Origin of the sequence: Vibrio sp. SCSIO 43086 (genome assembly GCF_051132235.1) — a bacterium.
GTDB lineage: Bacteria > Pseudomonadota > Gammaproteobacteria > Enterobacterales > Vibrionaceae > Vibrio > Vibrio diabolicus.
The window spans coordinates 1,282,191-1,299,751 of the sequence record NZ_CP072677.1 but is presented as its reverse complement, the minus strand read 5'-3'; the positions used below and the strand labels follow the sequence as shown (position 1 = coordinate 1,299,751).

Sequence of the window (17,561 nt, the reverse complement as noted above, 5' to 3'; positions counted from 1 at the left end):
AACATGGCATGTACTGTCATGATAACCCCATACTTTTGAGAAAAACTCAGGAAGTTTCATCCACTAAAAAACCACCCATTAGGGTGGTTTTTATCAGAATTTAATAACCAGTGAGCTGCATAAAGCCCCAAGCCTCGTTGGAGCCAGAAGCTAAGGTAGGACCTTCCCAATACGGTATAACAAACGGAAGCCACATATCTGATTTGATAATACGAGTGGTCAAGTTAATTTGATGCTTTGGAATATTAATAATCCACTGCAAAGGCAGCCTTCTTCCATTTGATAAGCTGGTCACTTGCATTGGTTTAATACTGATATCATCATCTGAGAGATTAATGACTTTACCTGAGCGTGTGGACAAGGTGCCAAATACATGCGGTGTTTGTCCATGGTGACGATAGCGGCTGACTGTCAGTGCTCGACCATCATCTAAATTGAATACAAACCAATCCCAACCCTGTTGCCCTTCACCAATTAAGCCACTGCCCCACTCTTTCTGAGCCCAAGCAGAGCCAGCAACAGAGAAGCGTTTGCCATTAATGTTCAAACTCCCTTTCACCTTTAAAAATGGCGCACTAAAACTGAAAGAGGCAACAGATTGTAACGCGTGTTTAACCTGAAAACCTTTGTCTCCATTCACGACAAAGGGGCCATTTGTCATAGTATTGAGATCTAAACCAAACGTATCGGTAGTCACATTCAAGTTACCAGGGAAAGGCGTTGCACCAAGTGAACGCCACGTCCAATTATCAATCCATAACCTGAAAGGACGATTAGTCATGCCAGCTTGGCCTATCCCGCCTCTCGCTACACGTTGCTCTTTCCAGACGTGCGAACCATGGCTAACGACAACATGTGAAATGTACAGTTGAGGGTTTTGCCATCCGCTGGTTTCTCGCTCATCCGTCGCGACCCTGAAGTAGCTCCATTGAACATTGTATATTTTCCCTTGTTCATCTTTCAGTTTCGCAAAGTAGTGCCACCATTCATGTTGGTACTCGGGATGAAAGCGAAAGTCTGACGGTAAAGAGACATGCTCGTCAGGTAATACAGGTTCGAAAATCGTTTGATTTTCACGCGTTAGAATAGAATTAAGCTCGCTTTCTTGTGTCGCTGTCGCTTCCAACCAAAAAGTTGAGTAAAAAGCAGCCCCGGTCAAAAAGGCAAACGTAATAACAATGATCGTTGAAACTAACAAGCGTTTTTTAGAGCCCACTTTTTTCATTACAACGCATCCCTTAATGACTTCATTGGCGTACTCTTAATCATTCTAATAACTGGCAATGCGCCAGCAATCATGATGGCAAGCATCGCCCAAGCAATAGTTTGAGCGTATTCCCAAGGGATCGTTTGAAGCTCCAGAGACCAGCCGAATGATTGCTTAATGATAATATCAACGATCAAGTGTGCAAGTGCCAGACCAAGTGGCACCGCAATAATCGCGGAAATGGCCCCGAAGACAAACAACTGCAAACCACCCAATGCGACAAGTTCCTTTCCTGATACACCCATACATCTCAGCAAAGAGAAGTGCCGCTGCCGCGACAGCTCGCCCGCCAATGTCGCGAAGAATAAGCCAAACACAGCAATAATCAGCGTGATGTTGCCCAAGGTTCCTGCAATAGCGAAGGTATGATCAAATACCCTCATTGCCTGACTATAAATATTACCATTATCAAACACACGGTCTTGCGGGAGGCGGAATACATTTTCTAAGCGATTTTTCAGCCCCTCCCCATTAACGCTATCTTTTAACACTACACCAAGGCCAACATTGCCCGTCCCTGCAAATGCATACAGCCAATTCCGGTGCGACATCATCACCTGGTTATACGGGTTTCCATAATCGTAATAAACACCAACGACTTGCCAGTCTCCACCCAGTGGTTCCTGCAAGTTAATGAAGTCTCCTGGGCGAATATCCAACTTCAAGGCCATCGATTCACTCACCATCAAGCTCTTGGTCGCGTGCAGTTGATACCAGTAATTCGGGACACCTAGTTTTACCGTCAGTGCATCTAGCTCACCTTCAGAAGAGCCTGTACTCACCACTTGCAAAGCACCATGTTCGGTTGGCATATCTTTTTCCCAACGCCACCAAACCGAGTTGACTTCTGGTTGGTTTTGCAGCCACGCACTCATCCGAGCTGCTGAGTTATTTGTCGGATAGATATAAATATCCGCTGCTAATCGCTGGCTGAGCCATTTATCGGTTGTATCCCTAAAGCTGCCTACCATCGTTTCTACGCCGATATTTGCCGCCAGTGCCAACATAAACGCCATTGTTGCCACACCGCGATAACTCATGCTCGCAGCTGCATCGGCAAAAAACCAACGTACACGTACCCAACGCATGGTGTAAGAAAAGCTCTGGAACATATGCCACATAATAAATGGCATGAACAAGGCCACACTAACCAACATCAGCGCAATAATGGCAAAGCCAGTTTCTTGTGTTTTCGGTGCTTGATACACTGCGATTGCCGCGACACAAAACGCACACGCAGCAAGAGCCTGCCAAGAGAACTCACGCCCTGCAAATCGCATTAATGACAGTCGAGAAGATAGACGAATTGGCTGTGACTTCAACAAACGAATCAATGGCCACAAACACGATATTAATGCGCCCATCGCTGCCATGATCAGACTATATAAGCTGGACTGCCAAGACCATCCTATTGTTAAGCCTACGTTGGCATCGTACAAATCGCTCAGGCTCGATGAGACTGCAGGGATCAGCTCATTTGCCAAGATCAAACCAAAAAAGTTACCACACGCCCACGCAATAAAGACGAGCAACGACAACTCTAACAACAATGCTTGAGCCAACTGCGTTCCGTTGACCCCCGTCTGTCTCAAAATACCCACCAAACGTTGTCGCTGAATAAATGACAAAGACATCGCTTGATAAAAAATAAACAACCCGACCAAAAATGACAGCATCCCCATCGCAGTGAGATTCATGTGGAATGCATTAGTTAACGACTCAAGCTCCGTACGCGTATTCCTAACGAGCGTCATGCCATTGGGAAGCATATTTTTCAGTGCTATTAGCTTTTCCTCTGGCATTTCACCACAAGAAATCGCAGATAAACCTGAGCTCCGCTTGAGCATACGCAACAACGATATATCAGTAACCAGCCGAGTCCCTGAGAGCATTTTGTTTTTATCGACTTGAATCGGTCCGAGACGACTTCCGTCATTCATCTCAATAAAGTCCCCATCCTGCCAACTCATGTAAGCGGCCAAATCTTGACTGACTAGAATGGGATAAGGAGGTTTCATTAATGATAAAACGGGCATCTCACCCAAAGATTTGCCTTGCTGCAATGGAATCATCGCGACAGGATCAATCCCCACCAGCATCAAGCTCATATCGGTTTTAGCATCTAGATGCAGCACGTCAAACGGCGCACATTGGTTAAACCCAGCTCGACGCAACTGGATATAGAAACCTTGAGGGATTTTATTGGCAGAGTGTTTAGTTCGGATTCGGTATGGCAAAGGATTGGAGAAAAGCTTTTCTCCTGTCGCATAACTTTGTTTTGCATGCTGGTTGATAGAAGTAACACCAACAAGAAGGGACACGCCTAAGGTTAACCCTAGCCAGACAAGAATAATTTGTAGTGGGTAACGACGGTAATGACCGAGTAGTGCCTTAACTACGGGCCATAACATGCAGTTGCCCTCCTTGAAGTCGAATCTTACCTTCCATATGGGCCGCCACTTTTTCACTGTGCGTCACTAACAGCAAAGTACACTCCAGTTGGCGAGCGAGACTCGTCAATAAGCGCATTACCGCTTCTGCGTTTCGCTCGTCTAGGCTACCAGTAGGCTCATCAGCGAGTAGGATTTTAGGTTCCATATAGAGTGCACGAGCAATAGCAGCACGTTGTTGCTGACCACCAGATGCTTCTTCCGGGTAGCGGCCTAGCAGAGGCATTAAATCCAGAGCAGAAAGAATTTGACGCCACAACTCTTTATCTTCTGGCAAACCTTTTAACTGACGACAAAAACGAATATTGTCGGCAATATTGAGCGTAGGAAGCAAGTTGAACTGTTGGAAGATATTACCAATATTGTTGCGGCGATAAAGGGTTCTCAAATGCTCTGGCGCATCATGCATGGCAAAGTTTGGAAACTGAACCTCACCAGAGTCTGCAGTATCCAGTCCGGCAATTAAGTTCAGCAAAGTACTTTTACCCGAACCACTTTCTCCCATCAGAGCGACTTGGTCACCTTGCTGTAATGTTAATTCTGCCCCTTGTAATACAGGGTGAAATTCTCCCCCGTCTACATAGCCTTTACATAGGTCTGACAGTTTTAACATTGATTATGCCGCTCGGATGGTATTTAAAAATTGGGATCAGAATCTACACTAAAATCCTGTTAGTAGAAAGTATTTTGAATGCTTGATCACACTATGAGAGTACAAATGCAACTCGATTCACTTTCTGTTCCTAATTTTGTTGACGTATTGAGCAGATTTTTGCAGCTGCAGTAAACGCTATTTACCTCTATTGACCGATAAGGTTTTTCATCCATTTTCGGCTCACCATTCTTGGCAGACAAATCGTCCACTTCACAACTTCCTCGGTCAAAAAGAGTAAGTAAACCCATTGTGGGTCCCAACCGAGCTGAATCGCTGCAAATGCCGCGAGTGGAATCCCGATCACCCACTGCGCAAGAATGTCTTGATACAAACAAAACTTAACGTCACCACCTGCACGTAATACCCCAACAATGACCATCATCGGCACCGAGCGTAGTACGACACCTAAAGCAAGAATCACCATAAACTGTTCAGCTAACTGGCGAGTATCCGCTGTCAGTGCACTAAACGCATTAAGGATCCATTGATTGGACACTATCAATACAACAGCGACCACAAATGCGATAAACACATTCAAAATGACCGTAGCCCAAGCTTGGTAATACACAGGTTCAAAGTTTTTCGCGCCGAGTTGGTTACCCACTAAAACCGCAGCTGCATTCGATAGGCCAATCATCATAGCGAGAGCGATTGACTCAACGGGCGTCATCACCGACAACGCTGCCAAACCTTGCACACCCGCTTGCCCCATGATGGCATGGTAAGCGAACAATCCACCAGCCCATGCCAAAAAGTTAAATGTGGTCGGTAAGGAAAGGCTCAAGAAACGCGTTATTTTGTCTAAAACCAAACCTGCGCGTATATCATCCCAACCAAATGCAATTATGTGTTTCTTCAGCCATAAATAGCCAAATAGACAACCGACTTCGATAGCGCCACTGATAACCGTTGCAATGGCTGCCCCTGTAATCCCTAAAGCAGGAAAACCTAAGTGACCAAAAATTAACACCCAGTTGAGGAAAACATTAGACAGAATGCCTATACCACTAAAAAATGTGCTCAGCCCCGGTTGGTGCATCGCTCTCAACCCCACCGACATACTAGCGACACACGCAACAGCAAACATGCTAACGGATGAAATAATTAGATAGCTGGCCCCTAACTCAATCACTTCTTGTGAGTCTGTAGTCAGTTTCATGACTGGCTGTGGGAAAATAACAAACAAAGCAACAGCAATGGCGGCAAACACCATGGCTATCATCCATGTTAAAGCGGTACTGCGACGTACCCCGACTTTATCGCCTGCGCCCCAATATTGTGCGGTCAGTAATGCACCACCCGTCGTCACCCCAACTAACATGATGGTAGTAACAAACGTCGCGCGCGCCGCTACCCCAACAGCGGCTATTTCAGCTTCACCAAGTTGGCCGAGCATAAGCACATCGACAAGGCTTCGGCTAGAAAACATCATGCTTTGCAGTGTAATTGGTAGCGCGATCGCGAATAAGCGACGTAAGAATGCTTTATCTGCATGTATTGAGAGTTGAGAGAGAAAAGTCACAAGCGCTCCAACGACAACTTATTGATAGAATGGGGAAAGTGTCTCATGATTATACTCTGTGGTGTTTATTCCACCAGCAATAAAAGGACAGATAATGAAAAAGGTGTTGGTGCTAGGCGCCTCGGGTTACATTGGTTCTCAACTTCTTCCGTTACTCTTAGATAAAGGTTACGCCGTCACGGCCGCAGCGCGACATATCGATTATTTGGAGTCAAGGACTCGACCCCATCCTAATTTAACGTTGCGGTATCTGGACTTAGCCGACGCAGAAGCCACGCTCGCTGTGGTGAACGATTTTGACTTGGTATTTTTCCTAGTGCACGGAATGGCACAAGGCGATGACTTTGTTGAGTACGAGCTAAACCTTGCTTTGAACTTTAAATACGCATTGGAGCAAAGCTGTGTCAAACATGTCATTTATTTAAGTGCCATCCAACCGCAAACCGGAAACTCGCGCCATTTAGCCGCACGCAAAGCAACGGGCAAAATTATCCGACAGTCTGGCGTTCCAGTAACTGAATTGCGTGCAGGCGTCATCATTGGCCCCGGCTCCGCGGCTTTCGAGATCATGCGAGATTTTGTCTACAACTTACCTATTTTGATTGCGCCTAAATGGGTCGACTCAAAAGCCAACCCTATTGCCCTACCCAACCTCAATCACTATTTATTGCAGCTGGCCGAAGCATCACCCCCAGAAGAAAACCAAATTTATGAAGTTGGTGGGCCAGATACACTCAGCTACCGCGAGCAGTTTAAAGTCATTTGCCGAATCACCAACAAGCCTTATCGGCTGTGGTCGACACCGTTGCTTACCCCCAAAATGGCATCGTACTGGCTCGGCTTGGTCACCTCTGTACCAGCAAACATCGGCAAAGCATTACTCGCGGGGTTAGAGCATGACTACATTGCCGATTCCAAAGCGATTGAAGCACGATTTCCGCAAACGCTGATCAACTACGAGCAAGCGGTATCCAATACCATCCAAGATGAAGGCACGTTTGTGCGCAGTAATGTTTGGGGCTTTGAGCCAGCGGCACTTCGTCGATGGCAACCGGGGTATGGCTACTACCCTAAACAAGCCGGTGCGAGCATAAAAACTCAAGCCTCCGCTGCGGCATTATGGAAAGTGGCTCAAAAAATCGGGAGTCGTGAAAAAGGCTATTACTTTGCCAACATTTTGTGGCGCACACGTGAATGGCTCGACATCTTTTTTGGTGGCGGGAAACCGATTCGCGTTTCTCCTCCGGGGCCGGAGCTCAAAGTCGGCGATTTTATTGACTCTTGGAAAGTGATTCGCTGCGAAGAAAATCAGTTCCTCTCACTGTTTTTTGGGATGAAAGGCCCGGGGCTTGGACGTTTAGAAATTACCATCAAAGACCATGGTGATGAACGAGAACTGGATATCACCGCTTGGTGGCACCCACAGGGATTTCTCGGGCTGCTTTACTGGTTTGCCATGATGCCAGCCCATCTATTCATATTCAAAGGCATGGTCAAAGCCATCGCGAAAGAAGCCGAAAGTATCAGTATTACTCCTCAAGTGGGACAGTCTCTGGAGAATCTAGAGAAATAGCCAGGTGATGAGCAATCCCCGCATGGCAATCAATGCACGATTGCTCTCGACTTTCCATCATTTGATGTCGACGCGCAACGGTTCGTCCTTGCGCTTCGAAATCCATCTTGTCAACGGAATGGCAATATCGACACTGCTTTGATTTATTCTCGATAAACTGCTGTGTGACTTCAGCAGCCAACCTCGGACGATGCTCCGCCTCGAAGTTCTCTAACGTAATTTCTCCAGTCAGTTTGTGATAGATGTCGGCTGTAGCGCCGATTTTCAATGCGATTTTAGCAAAAAACTCCCTAGGGACATGGCAATCACTACACGTAGCGGCAACCACACCCTGAGCATTTTTGAAGTGTGGAGATGCTTGGTACTCCTCAACTATCGTATCCATCCCAATATGGCAACTGTAACAAAACTCGTTGCGATTGGTGTAATCCATACCAAAGTGAAAAACACTGAGGGCCGCCCCACCAAGGATAAACGCCAATAAGCCACCAATTGGTATGCCGAGCATCCATTTTCTGTTTGGTTTACGCCATAAACTCATTGGTGTTCATCCCAAAGCAGCGCTAGCGATAACTCGCATAGTATTCTACGAGCGCGTTTAAATCATCGGCACTAAGCCCTTTGAACGCCTCATCCATTTTTTTATCAACGGAGCGTTTGCCTTGCTTAAACTGTTGCAACGTAGTGGCGAGATAGCCCTTCTGCTGACCAGCTAAAATCGAAGCTTCATCCAGAGCGTTACTGCCACCATCCGAATGACAGTTCTCGCAACTTTTCGCGTGGATAGCCTTACCTTTCATCGCTAACGCTTGATCAAAAGACTGCTTAGCTGGCACAAACTCGAGCCCAGCATAATGTTTTGCTAACTCTTCAATCTGCGCCTCAGATAAAGATTTAACTATCGACACCATGTCGCCTTTTTTGCTCGTGTCTCCGTAAGCGTGACTAACAGAATTTGCAGGCCTACCTTCTAGGTAACGTAGCATCTGGTCAAAAAAATTGAATTCGGGAATCCCTGCGATGGTAGGAATATTCGTGTCTGAGCTAACACCGTTTGGCCCATGACAAGCTTCACATTCATGTTGTGAAATTAGCTCACTTGGTGACGCTAAACTGTGGGAGGCCAAAACTGAGCTAATGGCTAACACCGAGGAAAATTTTAGTGAGAATTTAATTAGTTGGTGCATATTAGACTGACTCCGTAGTAATTATCTTTGTTAATCAAAACCAGACAGCGAATAAACGATAAGAAAATCATTTTATAAACGCGACTTAAAACCAACGATATCCAAGATAAAAATATTAAGCCGTCAACCATTTAAAGTAGCGTAGTTCAATACCCTTACTTTTTCTGCACCGACCTCTTCAAGAACAACAAACTTCAATACAAACAATTGATTTAAAAACATAATAATTTAAAATCAAAAATTCACACATAGAAAAAGCGGTTTATTTTAATAATATTTCATATTGCGTCTATACTCTTACAAGCCATGTATTTCGATTTATTCAAGCGATGTAAATATGGATATTTTGCTTTTGGCTTGAATATAAAATTAATATTTCAATCAATTGTTTATTGAGATATTTAACCATTCCAACGCATTCCCACTTACTTTAGGACGAATCGAGAGGGACTATGAACGGTTTAAAGTCGATCGCTACATTAATATTTTTTATTTTACTGCTCACCGGATGTGGTCCAGACAGCAAAAACGATCAAAATACACCACCACCTGCACTTGGTGATTTCGAGATCAATGTTTCCGAGCCATCATTGGTCACTCAAGAAACCGGAGAAACCAAACTGGTGGTCGATTTTACCGTCAAAGACGGCAGTGGCAGATCTTATGAGCTAGACGAAACGAAAGATTTTCGCATCGCACTTCTTAAAGCAATGCCCTCTCGTGTCGATACACAAAACTCGAACGATCCAGCCTTTGCCTTCAATGGGCGCCATGGCAACACTTATTGGAAGAGTTTCCATCACTCAAGTAATACCGCAAATAACCGTGCCAGCATGGAGAGTGTTTGGGATGGAACACTAGTAAAAACAGACGAGGGATATCGCTACACGTTTGCCATTCCTGACGTTTTGAAAGTGTCCGATCCTTATACTGCCGACTCTTCTAGCAACAACGGTTTTATCGCTTGGGATGCGGATAAACTCCACCGAATCGTCATGGCGTATGGCGAGCAAGGCAACGGTTTTACCTACGTGTTTGAATGGGTGCCGCAAGAAAGTTCAGATGCGGTTGTCTCTCGCAATGTAATAGAAAAAGGCACCTGCGAAAACTGCCATATGGGCGAACCGCTTCATCATGGACCGGGTTATCGCTCAATTGATAACAACATTGCCGTTTGTACCGCTTGCCACAATGACAGTAACCCTAGCGCTGCGCCAGCCAGACGCCCTCTCGCTGCCGTTGTTCATCAATACCACGGTAATGTTTTCAAATTAGGTAGCGACAGAAATAACACCGACACTTACAAACAGCCTGTCGACGAGAATGACGTGCTCGTTACCGACATCAATGGTTTAGTCATTGAAGGCAACCCTTTCCCGCAAGATGCCCGCAACTGTACAACCTGCCATTCAACCGATGTCGCGAAAGCATCAGACGCCAACAATTGGTTTGAACACCCAAGCCAAGTTGCCTGTGAGACCTGTCACTTGTACCGAGACAGAGGTGCGCATGATAACCAAGTCGGTACGGTTTGGGTAAGAAACGGCGAGCCACAAAACTCCTGCTCGGGCTGTCACCGGCCTTATGACCGAGATGACAATGGCGATCCAATCATCGGTCAAGACGCAAGCCGAAGTGCTAAAACGGTTCACGTAATGCGTTTAGAGAATCTTGCAAAGGCACGTGATTCGCTTGAAATCAACGTTGAAAGCGCGCGATTTATTGATGACCAGTTTGAGGTTGAACTAAGAGTGTCGAAAGCGGGCACAGGTATTGGATCCATCGACGAACTGACACCTTTCATCAATGAACATGGCCACCTCAATTTGTTGCTGAACTGGGATAACGGCCAAGGCCCGATGGTCGCAAACAACAGTCTCAACGTCGCCGATGATGGCGCACTTGGTGACGGCTGTGAGGCTCAAGGAGAAGGCCTATTCTTGTGTCATAAAGACTTCACTGACGCTGCGATTAAGCCAATCTCCAACTCTACGTTGACGGTTAACATCGCCGACATGCCACTTTGCGCCAACCGTAGAGATGGCGAGCTCGCCGAATGCGTCACGTTTGAAGGCATCGATCTTATCAAATCGCCTTTCGTCATTGCCGCCAATAACGCATCCGGCTCGTTTGATGTGTCTGGTATCAACAAGCAACACAAACTGCCAGTGGGCGCGGACATTTCATCGTGTAACGATTGTCACAAAGAGCTGACTATCCATAAGCTTGGTGAGCATCCACATGCCGCCACCGACTTCCAACAATGTAAAAATTGCCATAACTCTGAACGTTCTGCGTTTTATCCTGGGATGGCGGCTGATCTAAAGTACCACGTACACTCATTCCACGCCTTTGGCTCCGCTCATAGCGGTGAAGCGCCTTTCCCTGGCGCAGTCAACAACTGTGAGGCCTGCCATACCAATGCTCAATACAACTTACCTAGCCAACAAAATACGCGCCCTTCTCTGGCGAGTGGTAAGTACTTTAGTCCTGCATTAGTCGCCTGTGGCGCGTGTCACTTAGAGTCATCTTTAGCTAATGCTGACCCGGATACCGTGGCAGGAGATGCGCCTCTGAACCATATGCTAAATCACGGCGCAGTATTTGGAGCAGACACAGCAGCACAAGCAACGGGCTCCGAACAATGTGCAACTTGCCATGCCATTGGTCAGTCACAAGGGGTAGATAAGGTTCACAAGGTATACGACTACCGTTGAATTCGTCATTGAACACAATGCTTTGACAATTAAGGATAAGAAAAGGAAGAGCTATGAAAGCAATGTTTCTGCGGTGGTTGGTAACTGGGATACTTGGGTTAGGCGTCATCTTCACCGTCAGTTCGGAAGATGTCGCCGAGCCAGAACCCAAAGCGGCGACGTTAACTCAAGAAGAAATTGAAACTATATTGGACACCAAATTTTCTGAGGGGAAATACTCACGCCGTGGAGCAGATGGCTGCCTTCGTTGCCATGACGATACCTCAGACAAACCTGCAACCGGTATTTTCGACAACATCCACGGCAAGTCAGCGAATTTGCATGGGCCAATGAATGATAAACAATGTGAAGCATGCCATGGCCCAGCAAACAATCACGCGCGCAATCCGCGAAAAGGACAAGTTCGTGAGCCGATGATCACCTTTGGGCCAAACTCCCCTGTTCCGGCCGAAAAGCAAAACAGCGTGTGTTTATCTTGCCACCAAGATGCGAAACGCTCGACTTGGCATAGCAGTGAGCACGCTTTTGAAGGGCTGTCTTGTGCAAGCTGTCACCAACTGCATCAAAAAAACGATCCGATGATGGTTGCCGAAATGCAAGCAGACAAATGCACCGATTGCCACTCCCGCACCAAATCGGATATCCACAAACGCAGTCGTCATCCTATCATTGACGGCGTCATGACTTGTTCTAGCTGCCACAATCCACATCAGGCATTAAATGAAGCAAGCCTGAACTGGTCAACCGTCAATAACGCTTGTTACGAGTGTCATGCAGAAAAACGCGGCCCATTCTTATGGGAGCATGAGCCTGTAACTGAAGATTGTACATCCTGCCACACACCTCATGGTTCAGTGAACAAAGCCCTGCTCAATAAACGGCTGCCAATGCTATGTCAGGAATGTCACCGTGTGCCACATGCAAACGTAGCCATTCCTGAAAACGACTTGAGAGTGCGCGGCGGAAGTTGTTTAAACTGCCACAATCAAGTGCATGGCTCTAACCACCCACGTGGTCAAACATTAAGTTATTAGGAGGGAGGCATGAAACTATCTCAACTGTGCATCGCTATTTCCCTTGCTTTTGCTGCGCAAGCGCACGCCAACGATTATTCGTTACAACGTTCTCAGCCAGCCGACACTAGCCGCTGGCAGTGCAGTGAATGCAGCAGCGACGGCACATGGAGTGGAGAAGTCAGCGCGGGCGTCGGTTACCTTAACAACGACGGTTCCTCTCGATTCTATAATTGGAATCCGCCCGTTTACGGTACAAACTCTGACAATAAGCACTTTAACGCGAGCCTAAACGCCGATATCGAACAATATGAAGACGACGGGTTCTACAATCGAATCGTCGTCGAAGATCTTGGTTTGCAACGCTTCTTACTGCAGTGGGAAATGGGCCAGTACGACGGATTACGTATCCTCGGCAGCTACAGTGAAACTCCGTATTTCTGGAATCAGTCCTCACTCAGTGCGTATCATCCAAGAGAAGATGCACTCGTTAGTGGTGACCTATCGAAATATGAAAACTCAGTGACGCGAGAGACGTTTAAGTTAGAACTCAAGTACACACCACATACGCCATGGAAGCCATATGCATCCATGAAGCACGAACGTAAAGAAGGCACAACTTCGCTCTATTCATCGACCATTCCGGGTTACGCCAACGCGCCGGGATTCATACCCAAAGCCGTCGATCATGAAACCTTAAATACTCAAGTAGGAGTGAGCTACATTGAAGATTTGTGGCTGGTGGATATTGCGTATCGCGGCTCGTTTTTCCGCAATGACAAGTCCGCACTCTATTACGGCGGCATTACCAACCCTTACGCCAACCACATCGCGTATGAGCCTGACAACGACTTTCACCAGTTTGCTGTCACGGGGAATTATCGGTTGAATCGACAAACGTTCAGTGGCCGCTTACTTTGGTCACAGACGTCTTCTGAAGGCGGGTTAAATCCATTCCCGCAGTCCCCCGTTAACTCTAATACATTCCATGGCGAAACCAACACTTGGCAAATGAGCGCGGATTACCACAACAAGCTTTCGCGAGACACAGCTTTCGCCATTTCTGCAGACTATTCAGACAAAGACGATAACTCCGATAGAAACACCATCATCGGCTCTACAAGAGAAAAATACGACCACACAAAAACCAAACTGGAAACAACGTTGACGCATCGTGTTGCGTCTGATGTGAAGGTGAATGCGGGTTATCACTTCAAACAAGACGAGCGAAGCTATGCCGACCGAAAACGTACCGATGAACAACGCGTTTTTGTTGGAGCCCAGTACCGACCAAATAGACCGTGGCAATTAGGCGGTAAAGTCTCCTACTCTTTCCGCGATGGCTCTGATTGGCAGGACGACAGCAGCGACTCGCCTAATTTGCGCCAATACTATTTAGCCGACAAAGAGAGGATTGAGCTCCGTGGCGACGGCAGTTATGACATGACAGACGATGTCCAGCTACTTGCAGAACTTTGGTACGGAAATGATGACTATGCAAAACCTGATATTGGTTTAAGCGAAGGGGAAGATTACGGCTACGACCTCAGCCTAAATTTCAATTTACTCGACGGATTAAGCGGGCATGTTTTTTACAATCAACAGATCATCCGCTCCGAGCAACAACAAGCAAACTCTGACATTGTCGGCTGGAATCGCTACACCACCAAGCTCAAAGATGACATCACAACCATTGGTTTTGGTGTGAGTAAAGAGCGACTGCTGGACGACAAACTTTCTATCTCATTTGATTACAGCTACAGCCAAGCGGACAGTAAATCTTCAACCACATCTGGTGGTTACCAATATCCTGATAACGAGGCGAACTCGTATCGATTTGAAGTCATCGCTGACTATGAAGTATCTGAAAATCAAAACGTGCAGCTTAACCTTCGTTATGAAGACTACTCAGAAGAGGATTACTTGTTTAACAACGAAACCGGAACGATGGGCGACGTTTTGCAAAGCTATGAAGGTCTGTATGGCGGCGTCTATTGGAAATATCGCTTTTAAACACAGAGTGACGTAACAAAAAAGCATCAGACGTTTTAAGCGCCTGATGCTTTCGTATTTCAATTCTACAACTGTGAGAAGTTGATTAAGCTTGGAAGCTCAAAGGAATCTCAGCCAATTGGTTACCTTCGTTTGCAGGGAAGATAAGGTACTCGCCGTGGTATTTCACCATCGATTTGTAGTCCGTCACTTTATGCACCATAAAGCCCGCTTGCGCTGCTTTCTCAACAAACTCAGCATGGTTGCCACGCACAAACCAGCTCATTGGTTTAACGAGCAACTCGCCGTCGAAGCAGCTTTCGCATTGGTCGGCACACAGTGCCAAAGAATTTTGACCTTCCGTGAAGATTTGGATTTTGCCACAACCAACCAATTGTTCAGAGGTAGAAACCTCCCAACCCGCTTGCTCCATTACGTCCAAAAAAGCTTCGACGTCAGAGTCTTTGATCACTTTTGAATCTTCACCTTCAGGGAAGAATTGCGCGTAGAAAGCAGAAATACGTTTGAAGATAAACAACAAACCAGCGTCATTCCCCTTTGAACGCCCCGCCTTTTGCCAACGAGTTAAGTCATCGCCGACCGTTCGACCAAAACGCTGAGATTTCAGAGCTTTTGTTACCCAACGAACAAGATAGTGGTTGTTCGCTACTGGCGCATTGGCCAACTTGCCAGAACGATGTTCCTGCTCCAGTTCATTCAGAGCAGAGTTAACCAAGTTTTGAATTTCTTTGGTGTAATTCGACATTACGCCTTTCTTCCTAAAGTCCAATAAAACAGTGCTGAAAGCACAGAACAAGCAAACATAACGATGATCATAGGCCACGCAACATTACCTGGTAGTGATGCCACCAGCGCGCCAACCAATGAGCCGATACCGAATCTTAACGTCCCCGCCAGAGACGATGCCGTACCCGCCATTGATGGGTAGCCACTTAAAAGCAGCGCCATCGCATTACTACCAATCGTCGACAATGTACCGATAAACAGCACAACAAAAGGCACGATGCCCCACAATCCGAAGTCCATCAACCAACTTACGAACAGACCAATGCCAGCCAAAAGTTGCACGAACAACCCAAAACGAAGCATGGCATGAGAGCCAACTTTCTTCACCAAGCGACCATTAATACTGGTCATGATGATCATCGCAACAATGTTCAAACCAAATAAATAACCAAAGTGGTCTGGTCGAACACCATATAAATCAATATAAACAAACGAGCCCGCAGTCAGGAATGCAAACATTCCGGAAAATGAAAACGCTCCAGAAAGCATCAAACCTATCGCTTCAGGGTTGGAGCATAATCTGGCGTAGTTTCTCATCGTAGTGCGAAAACGAAGCGGCTGACGATTTTCTGGTTTCAACGTCTCTGGGATTTTCCAAAGTACCAGTAGAATTACCACCACAGCGAAAATGGCTAATACCCAAAAAATAGAACGCCAACCAAACCAGATCGCTAGGTGACCACCTATCATAGGCGCGACCAAGGGTGCCATGGTGATCACTAAGGTGACGAAAGACATTGCACGGGCAAAGTCTTCACGGTCAAACATATCACGCACGACGGCTTGGATAATGACCGCCGCTGCTGCGCCAGCAAAACCTTGTGCTGTTCGCACATAAGTCAATGCATCGATGCCGTTTGTGGTCGCACTCACTACCGCCGCTAATCCAAAGAAAAGCACACCCAAAATCAGTACAGGTCTACGGCCAAAACTATCGGCAAGCGGCCCGTGAATTAACTGGCCAATCGCAAAACCTGCCGTATAAGCCGTCAACGTAATCTGAACCGCGCCAGGCGCGACCCCCAAATCTTTCGCGATGGTCGGCATTGCAGGCAGATACATGTCGATCGCCAAAGGCGTCAAAGCACCAATCGCTCCTAATACAAGAAACAATAGAAAACTGATTTGGGATTGCGGAGCGCTTTGAGCTTTTTCTGTCATTCTTTTACCTCTTGTTGGAGCCCTTTCGTCAATATTTTCAGAGCAAAGTGAACGTAACGGACGGTTCTCATATCGCTGATATCTAGAAGCCAAAGGCCTGGTCTATCAACGTTCGAGAATCATAAGGGCAAATATGTACCAAGGTGTGACCTTGACGAACTCGACATAGAAAAGCGTGTGAAAGCGAAGTGTGTTTATGGGAAATAAACACAATGCAGTAAAAATGATGGAATTGATTCCACCATTTATTCACCACAGCCGAATGCTTTGCAATAAGAGTATGCATGGCTCAGCTAAATGCAAAGGCATATCACTCAGATGAGTAAGCACACCGGAATTGTCTAGGCACTAATTTTGGTAGGAAAATTAATTTTGAGCCAATTCCTACCAAAAAACTAGTTCCAATTGGGAACTAAATAATTTCCCATGCCGATAATTAATTCCAAATAGAATCAATTTCTTCCTGCGTGAGGTAGCGATAATCACCAGGTTCTAGTGCCTCATCGAGTTCAATCGAACCAATACGCTCACGATGTAAGTACTCAACTTTATTTCCTAACGCCGCAAACATGCGTTTCACTTGGTGATACTTACCTTCCACAATAGTTAACAATACTTCATTCTCTGCCTCGTTCACGATCTCCAAACGAGCAGGCAATGTTGCTTCTGATTCATTGCGCAAAATGATGCCTTGTTCGAGCTTTTCCGCGTAATCTGGCTGAATAGCATCGACGAGCCAAACACGGTACGTTTTCTCACACTTATGCTTAGGTGAGGTAATACGGTGAGACCACTTACCATCATCCGTAATCAACACCAAGCCAGTTGTGTCGACATCTAATCGGCCCGCAAAGTGAAGGTTTTCAATTTTAGGCTCATCAAGCAATGCGAATGCAGTTTGGTTGTAGCCATCTTCATGTGAACAAACAAAGTCAGCAGGCTTATACAACATAATGTAACGAGGACCAGGAGCACCAATAACGCGGTCTTCCCACATTACTTCTGCACCTTCAGGTACTTTAAATGCACCACTTTTTTGAACCTCACCGTGAACGGTGATGTCTCCACTTTTGATGATCTTTGTTGCCTGTTTGCGTGTTGCACCCAGAGCGTCACACAAATATTTATCTAAACGCATGAATACCTCATTGAATTATACCCAAGTAACCTCCAAATCTCGGTTTAAAGGTCACTTGGGTATAAAAGTCAGGTATTAT

General features: G+C 46.2%; 13 protein-coding genes. 4 read left to right on the top strand and 9 right to left on the bottom strand.

Annotated features, from left to right (window positions below; genetic code table 11):
• Positions 1-100 precede the first annotated feature (100 nt).
• From J8Z23_RS06020 to J8Z23_RS06005, 4 genes are all read right to left on the bottom strand, one after another.
• The gene (locus J8Z23_RS06020; protein WP_046874817.1) at positions 101-1,225 is read right to left on the bottom strand and encodes a lipocalin-like domain-containing protein; all 1,125 of its coding nucleotides are present in this window, start codon (positions 1,223-1,225) and stop codon (positions 101-103) included.
• The gene (locus tag J8Z23_RS06015; RefSeq protein WP_005393229.1) at positions 1,225-3,678 is read right to left on the bottom strand and encodes an ABC transporter permease; all 2,454 of its coding nucleotides are present in this window, start codon (positions 3,676-3,678) and stop codon (positions 1,225-1,227) included. The genes J8Z23_RS06020 and J8Z23_RS06015 overlap by 1 nt, the downstream gene beginning before the upstream one ends.
• Entirely contained in the window at positions 3,659-4,330 is a 672-nt protein-coding gene (locus J8Z23_RS06010) for an ABC transporter ATP-binding protein (RefSeq protein WP_005393230.1), read from the bottom strand. The genes J8Z23_RS06015 and J8Z23_RS06010 overlap by 20 nt, the downstream gene beginning before the upstream one ends.
• A gap of 187 nt (positions 4,331-4,517) precedes the next feature.
• Complete coding sequence (locus J8Z23_RS06005; RefSeq protein ID WP_005393232.1) at positions 4,518-5,894, bottom strand: MATE family efflux transporter; 1,377 nt, start codon at positions 5,892-5,894, stop codon at positions 4,518-4,520.
• A 94-nt stretch (positions 5,895-5,988) separates the two neighbouring features.
• Here J8Z23_RS06005 and J8Z23_RS06000 point away from each other — a divergent pair, with 94 nt between their 5' ends.
• A complete protein-coding gene (locus J8Z23_RS06000; RefSeq protein WP_301659892.1) occupies positions 5,989-7,467 on the top strand; it encodes an SDR family oxidoreductase in 1,479 nt (492 codons plus the stop codon).
• Here the strand turns inward: J8Z23_RS06000 and J8Z23_RS05995 are convergent.
• Both J8Z23_RS05995 and J8Z23_RS05990 read right to left on the bottom strand, forming a co-directional pair.
• Entirely contained in the window at positions 7,424-8,008 is a 585-nt protein-coding gene (locus tag J8Z23_RS05995; protein ID WP_301659891.1) for a NapC/NirT family cytochrome c, read from the bottom strand. The two genes, J8Z23_RS06000 and J8Z23_RS05995, sit on opposite strands and share 44 nt — an antisense overlap.
• A gap of 22 nt (positions 8,009-8,030) precedes the next feature.
• Positions 8,031-8,654 (bottom strand): c-type cytochrome, encoded by a 624-nt coding sequence (locus J8Z23_RS05990; protein ID WP_176320382.1) that lies wholly within the window; start codon positions 8,652-8,654, stop codon positions 8,031-8,033.
• Positions 8,655-9,106: 452 nt separating this feature from the next.
• Here J8Z23_RS05990 and J8Z23_RS05985 point away from each other — a divergent pair, with 452 nt between their 5' ends.
• From J8Z23_RS05985 to J8Z23_RS05975, 3 genes are read left to right on the top strand one after another with little or no spacing between them, the layout of a single operon-like run.
• Positions 9,107-11,371, top strand: coding sequence for an OmcA/MtrC family decaheme c-type cytochrome (locus J8Z23_RS05985; protein WP_301659890.1), 2,265 nt, complete (start codon positions 9,107-9,109; stop codon positions 11,369-11,371).
• 53 nt (positions 11,372-11,424) lie between these two features.
• Positions 11,425-12,405: a DmsE family decaheme c-type cytochrome gene (locus tag J8Z23_RS05980; protein WP_124008737.1), complete on the top strand. Its 981-nt coding sequence runs from the start codon at positions 11,425-11,427 to the stop codon at positions 12,403-12,405.
• A 9-nt stretch (positions 12,406-12,414) separates the two neighbouring features.
• Complete coding sequence (locus J8Z23_RS05975; RefSeq protein ID WP_301659889.1) at positions 12,415-14,397, top strand: MtrB/PioB family decaheme-associated outer membrane protein; 1,983 nt, start codon at positions 12,415-12,417, stop codon at positions 14,395-14,397.
• An 85-nt stretch (positions 14,398-14,482) separates the two neighbouring features.
• On the opposite strand, the gene J8Z23_RS05970 is transcribed toward J8Z23_RS05975, so the two are convergent.
• The 3 genes from J8Z23_RS05970 to rsuA all read right to left on the bottom strand — a co-directional run bounded on the left by J8Z23_RS05970 (position 14,483) and on the right by rsuA (position 17,482).
• Entirely contained in the window at positions 14,483-15,142 is a 660-nt protein-coding gene (locus tag J8Z23_RS05970) for a DUF2913 family protein (RefSeq protein WP_005462414.1), read from the bottom strand.
• Positions 15,142-16,344, bottom strand: a complete 1,203-nt coding sequence (locus tag J8Z23_RS05965) for a Bcr/CflA family multidrug efflux MFS transporter (RefSeq protein ID WP_005393240.1) — start codon at positions 16,342-16,344, stop codon at positions 15,142-15,144. Before J8Z23_RS05965 ends, J8Z23_RS05970 begins: the two co-directional genes overlap by 1 nt.
• 436 nt (positions 16,345-16,780) lie before the next feature.
• Positions 16,781-17,482 (bottom strand): 16S rRNA pseudouridine(516) synthase RsuA, encoded by a 702-nt coding sequence (gene rsuA, locus J8Z23_RS05960; RefSeq protein ID WP_434635215.1) that lies wholly within the window; start codon positions 17,480-17,482, stop codon positions 16,781-16,783.
• Positions 17,483-17,561: the final 79 nt, after the last annotated feature.

Bases quoted from the DNA above. Each gene is read 5' to 3' on its own strand.
- rsuA (WP_434635215.1), bottom strand. From the start codon at position 17,482: ATGCGTTTAGATAAATATTTGTGTGACGCTCTGGGTGCAACACGCAAA.
- J8Z23_RS05965 (WP_005393240.1), bottom strand. From the start codon at position 16,344: ATGACAGAAAAAGCTCAAAGCGCTCCGCAATCCCAAATCAGTTTTCTA.
- J8Z23_RS05995 (WP_301659891.1), bottom strand. From the start codon at position 8,008: ATGAGTTTATGGCGTAAACCAAACAGAAAATGGATGCTCGGCATACCA.
- J8Z23_RS06015 (WP_005393229.1), bottom strand. From the start codon at position 3,678: ATGTTATGGCCCGTAGTTAAGGCACTACTCGGTCATTACCGTCGTTAC.
- J8Z23_RS05990 (WP_176320382.1), bottom strand. From the start codon at position 8,654: ATGCACCAACTAATTAAATTCTCACTAAAATTTTCCTCGGTGTTAGCC.
- J8Z23_RS06000 (WP_301659892.1), top strand. From the start codon at position 5,989: ATGAAAAAGGTGTTGGTGCTAGGCGCCTCGGGTTACATTGGTTCTCAA.
- J8Z23_RS05975 (WP_301659889.1), top strand. From the start codon at position 12,415: ATGAAACTATCTCAACTGTGCATCGCTATTTCCCTTGCTTTTGCTGCG.
- J8Z23_RS05970 (WP_005462414.1), bottom strand. From the start codon at position 15,142: ATGTCGAATTACACCAAAGAAATTCAAAACTTGGTTAACTCTGCTCTG.
- J8Z23_RS05980 (WP_124008737.1), top strand. From the start codon at position 11,425: ATGAAAGCAATGTTTCTGCGGTGGTTGGTAACTGGGATACTTGGGTTA.
- J8Z23_RS05985 (WP_301659890.1), top strand. From the start codon at position 9,107: ATGAACGGTTTAAAGTCGATCGCTACATTAATATTTTTTATTTTACTG.
- J8Z23_RS06010 (WP_005393230.1), bottom strand. From the start codon at position 4,330: ATGTTAAAACTGTCAGACCTATGTAAAGGCTATGTAGACGGGGGAGAA.
- J8Z23_RS06020 (WP_046874817.1), bottom strand. From the start codon at position 1,225: ATGAAAAAAGTGGGCTCTAAAAAACGCTTGTTAGTTTCAACGATCATT.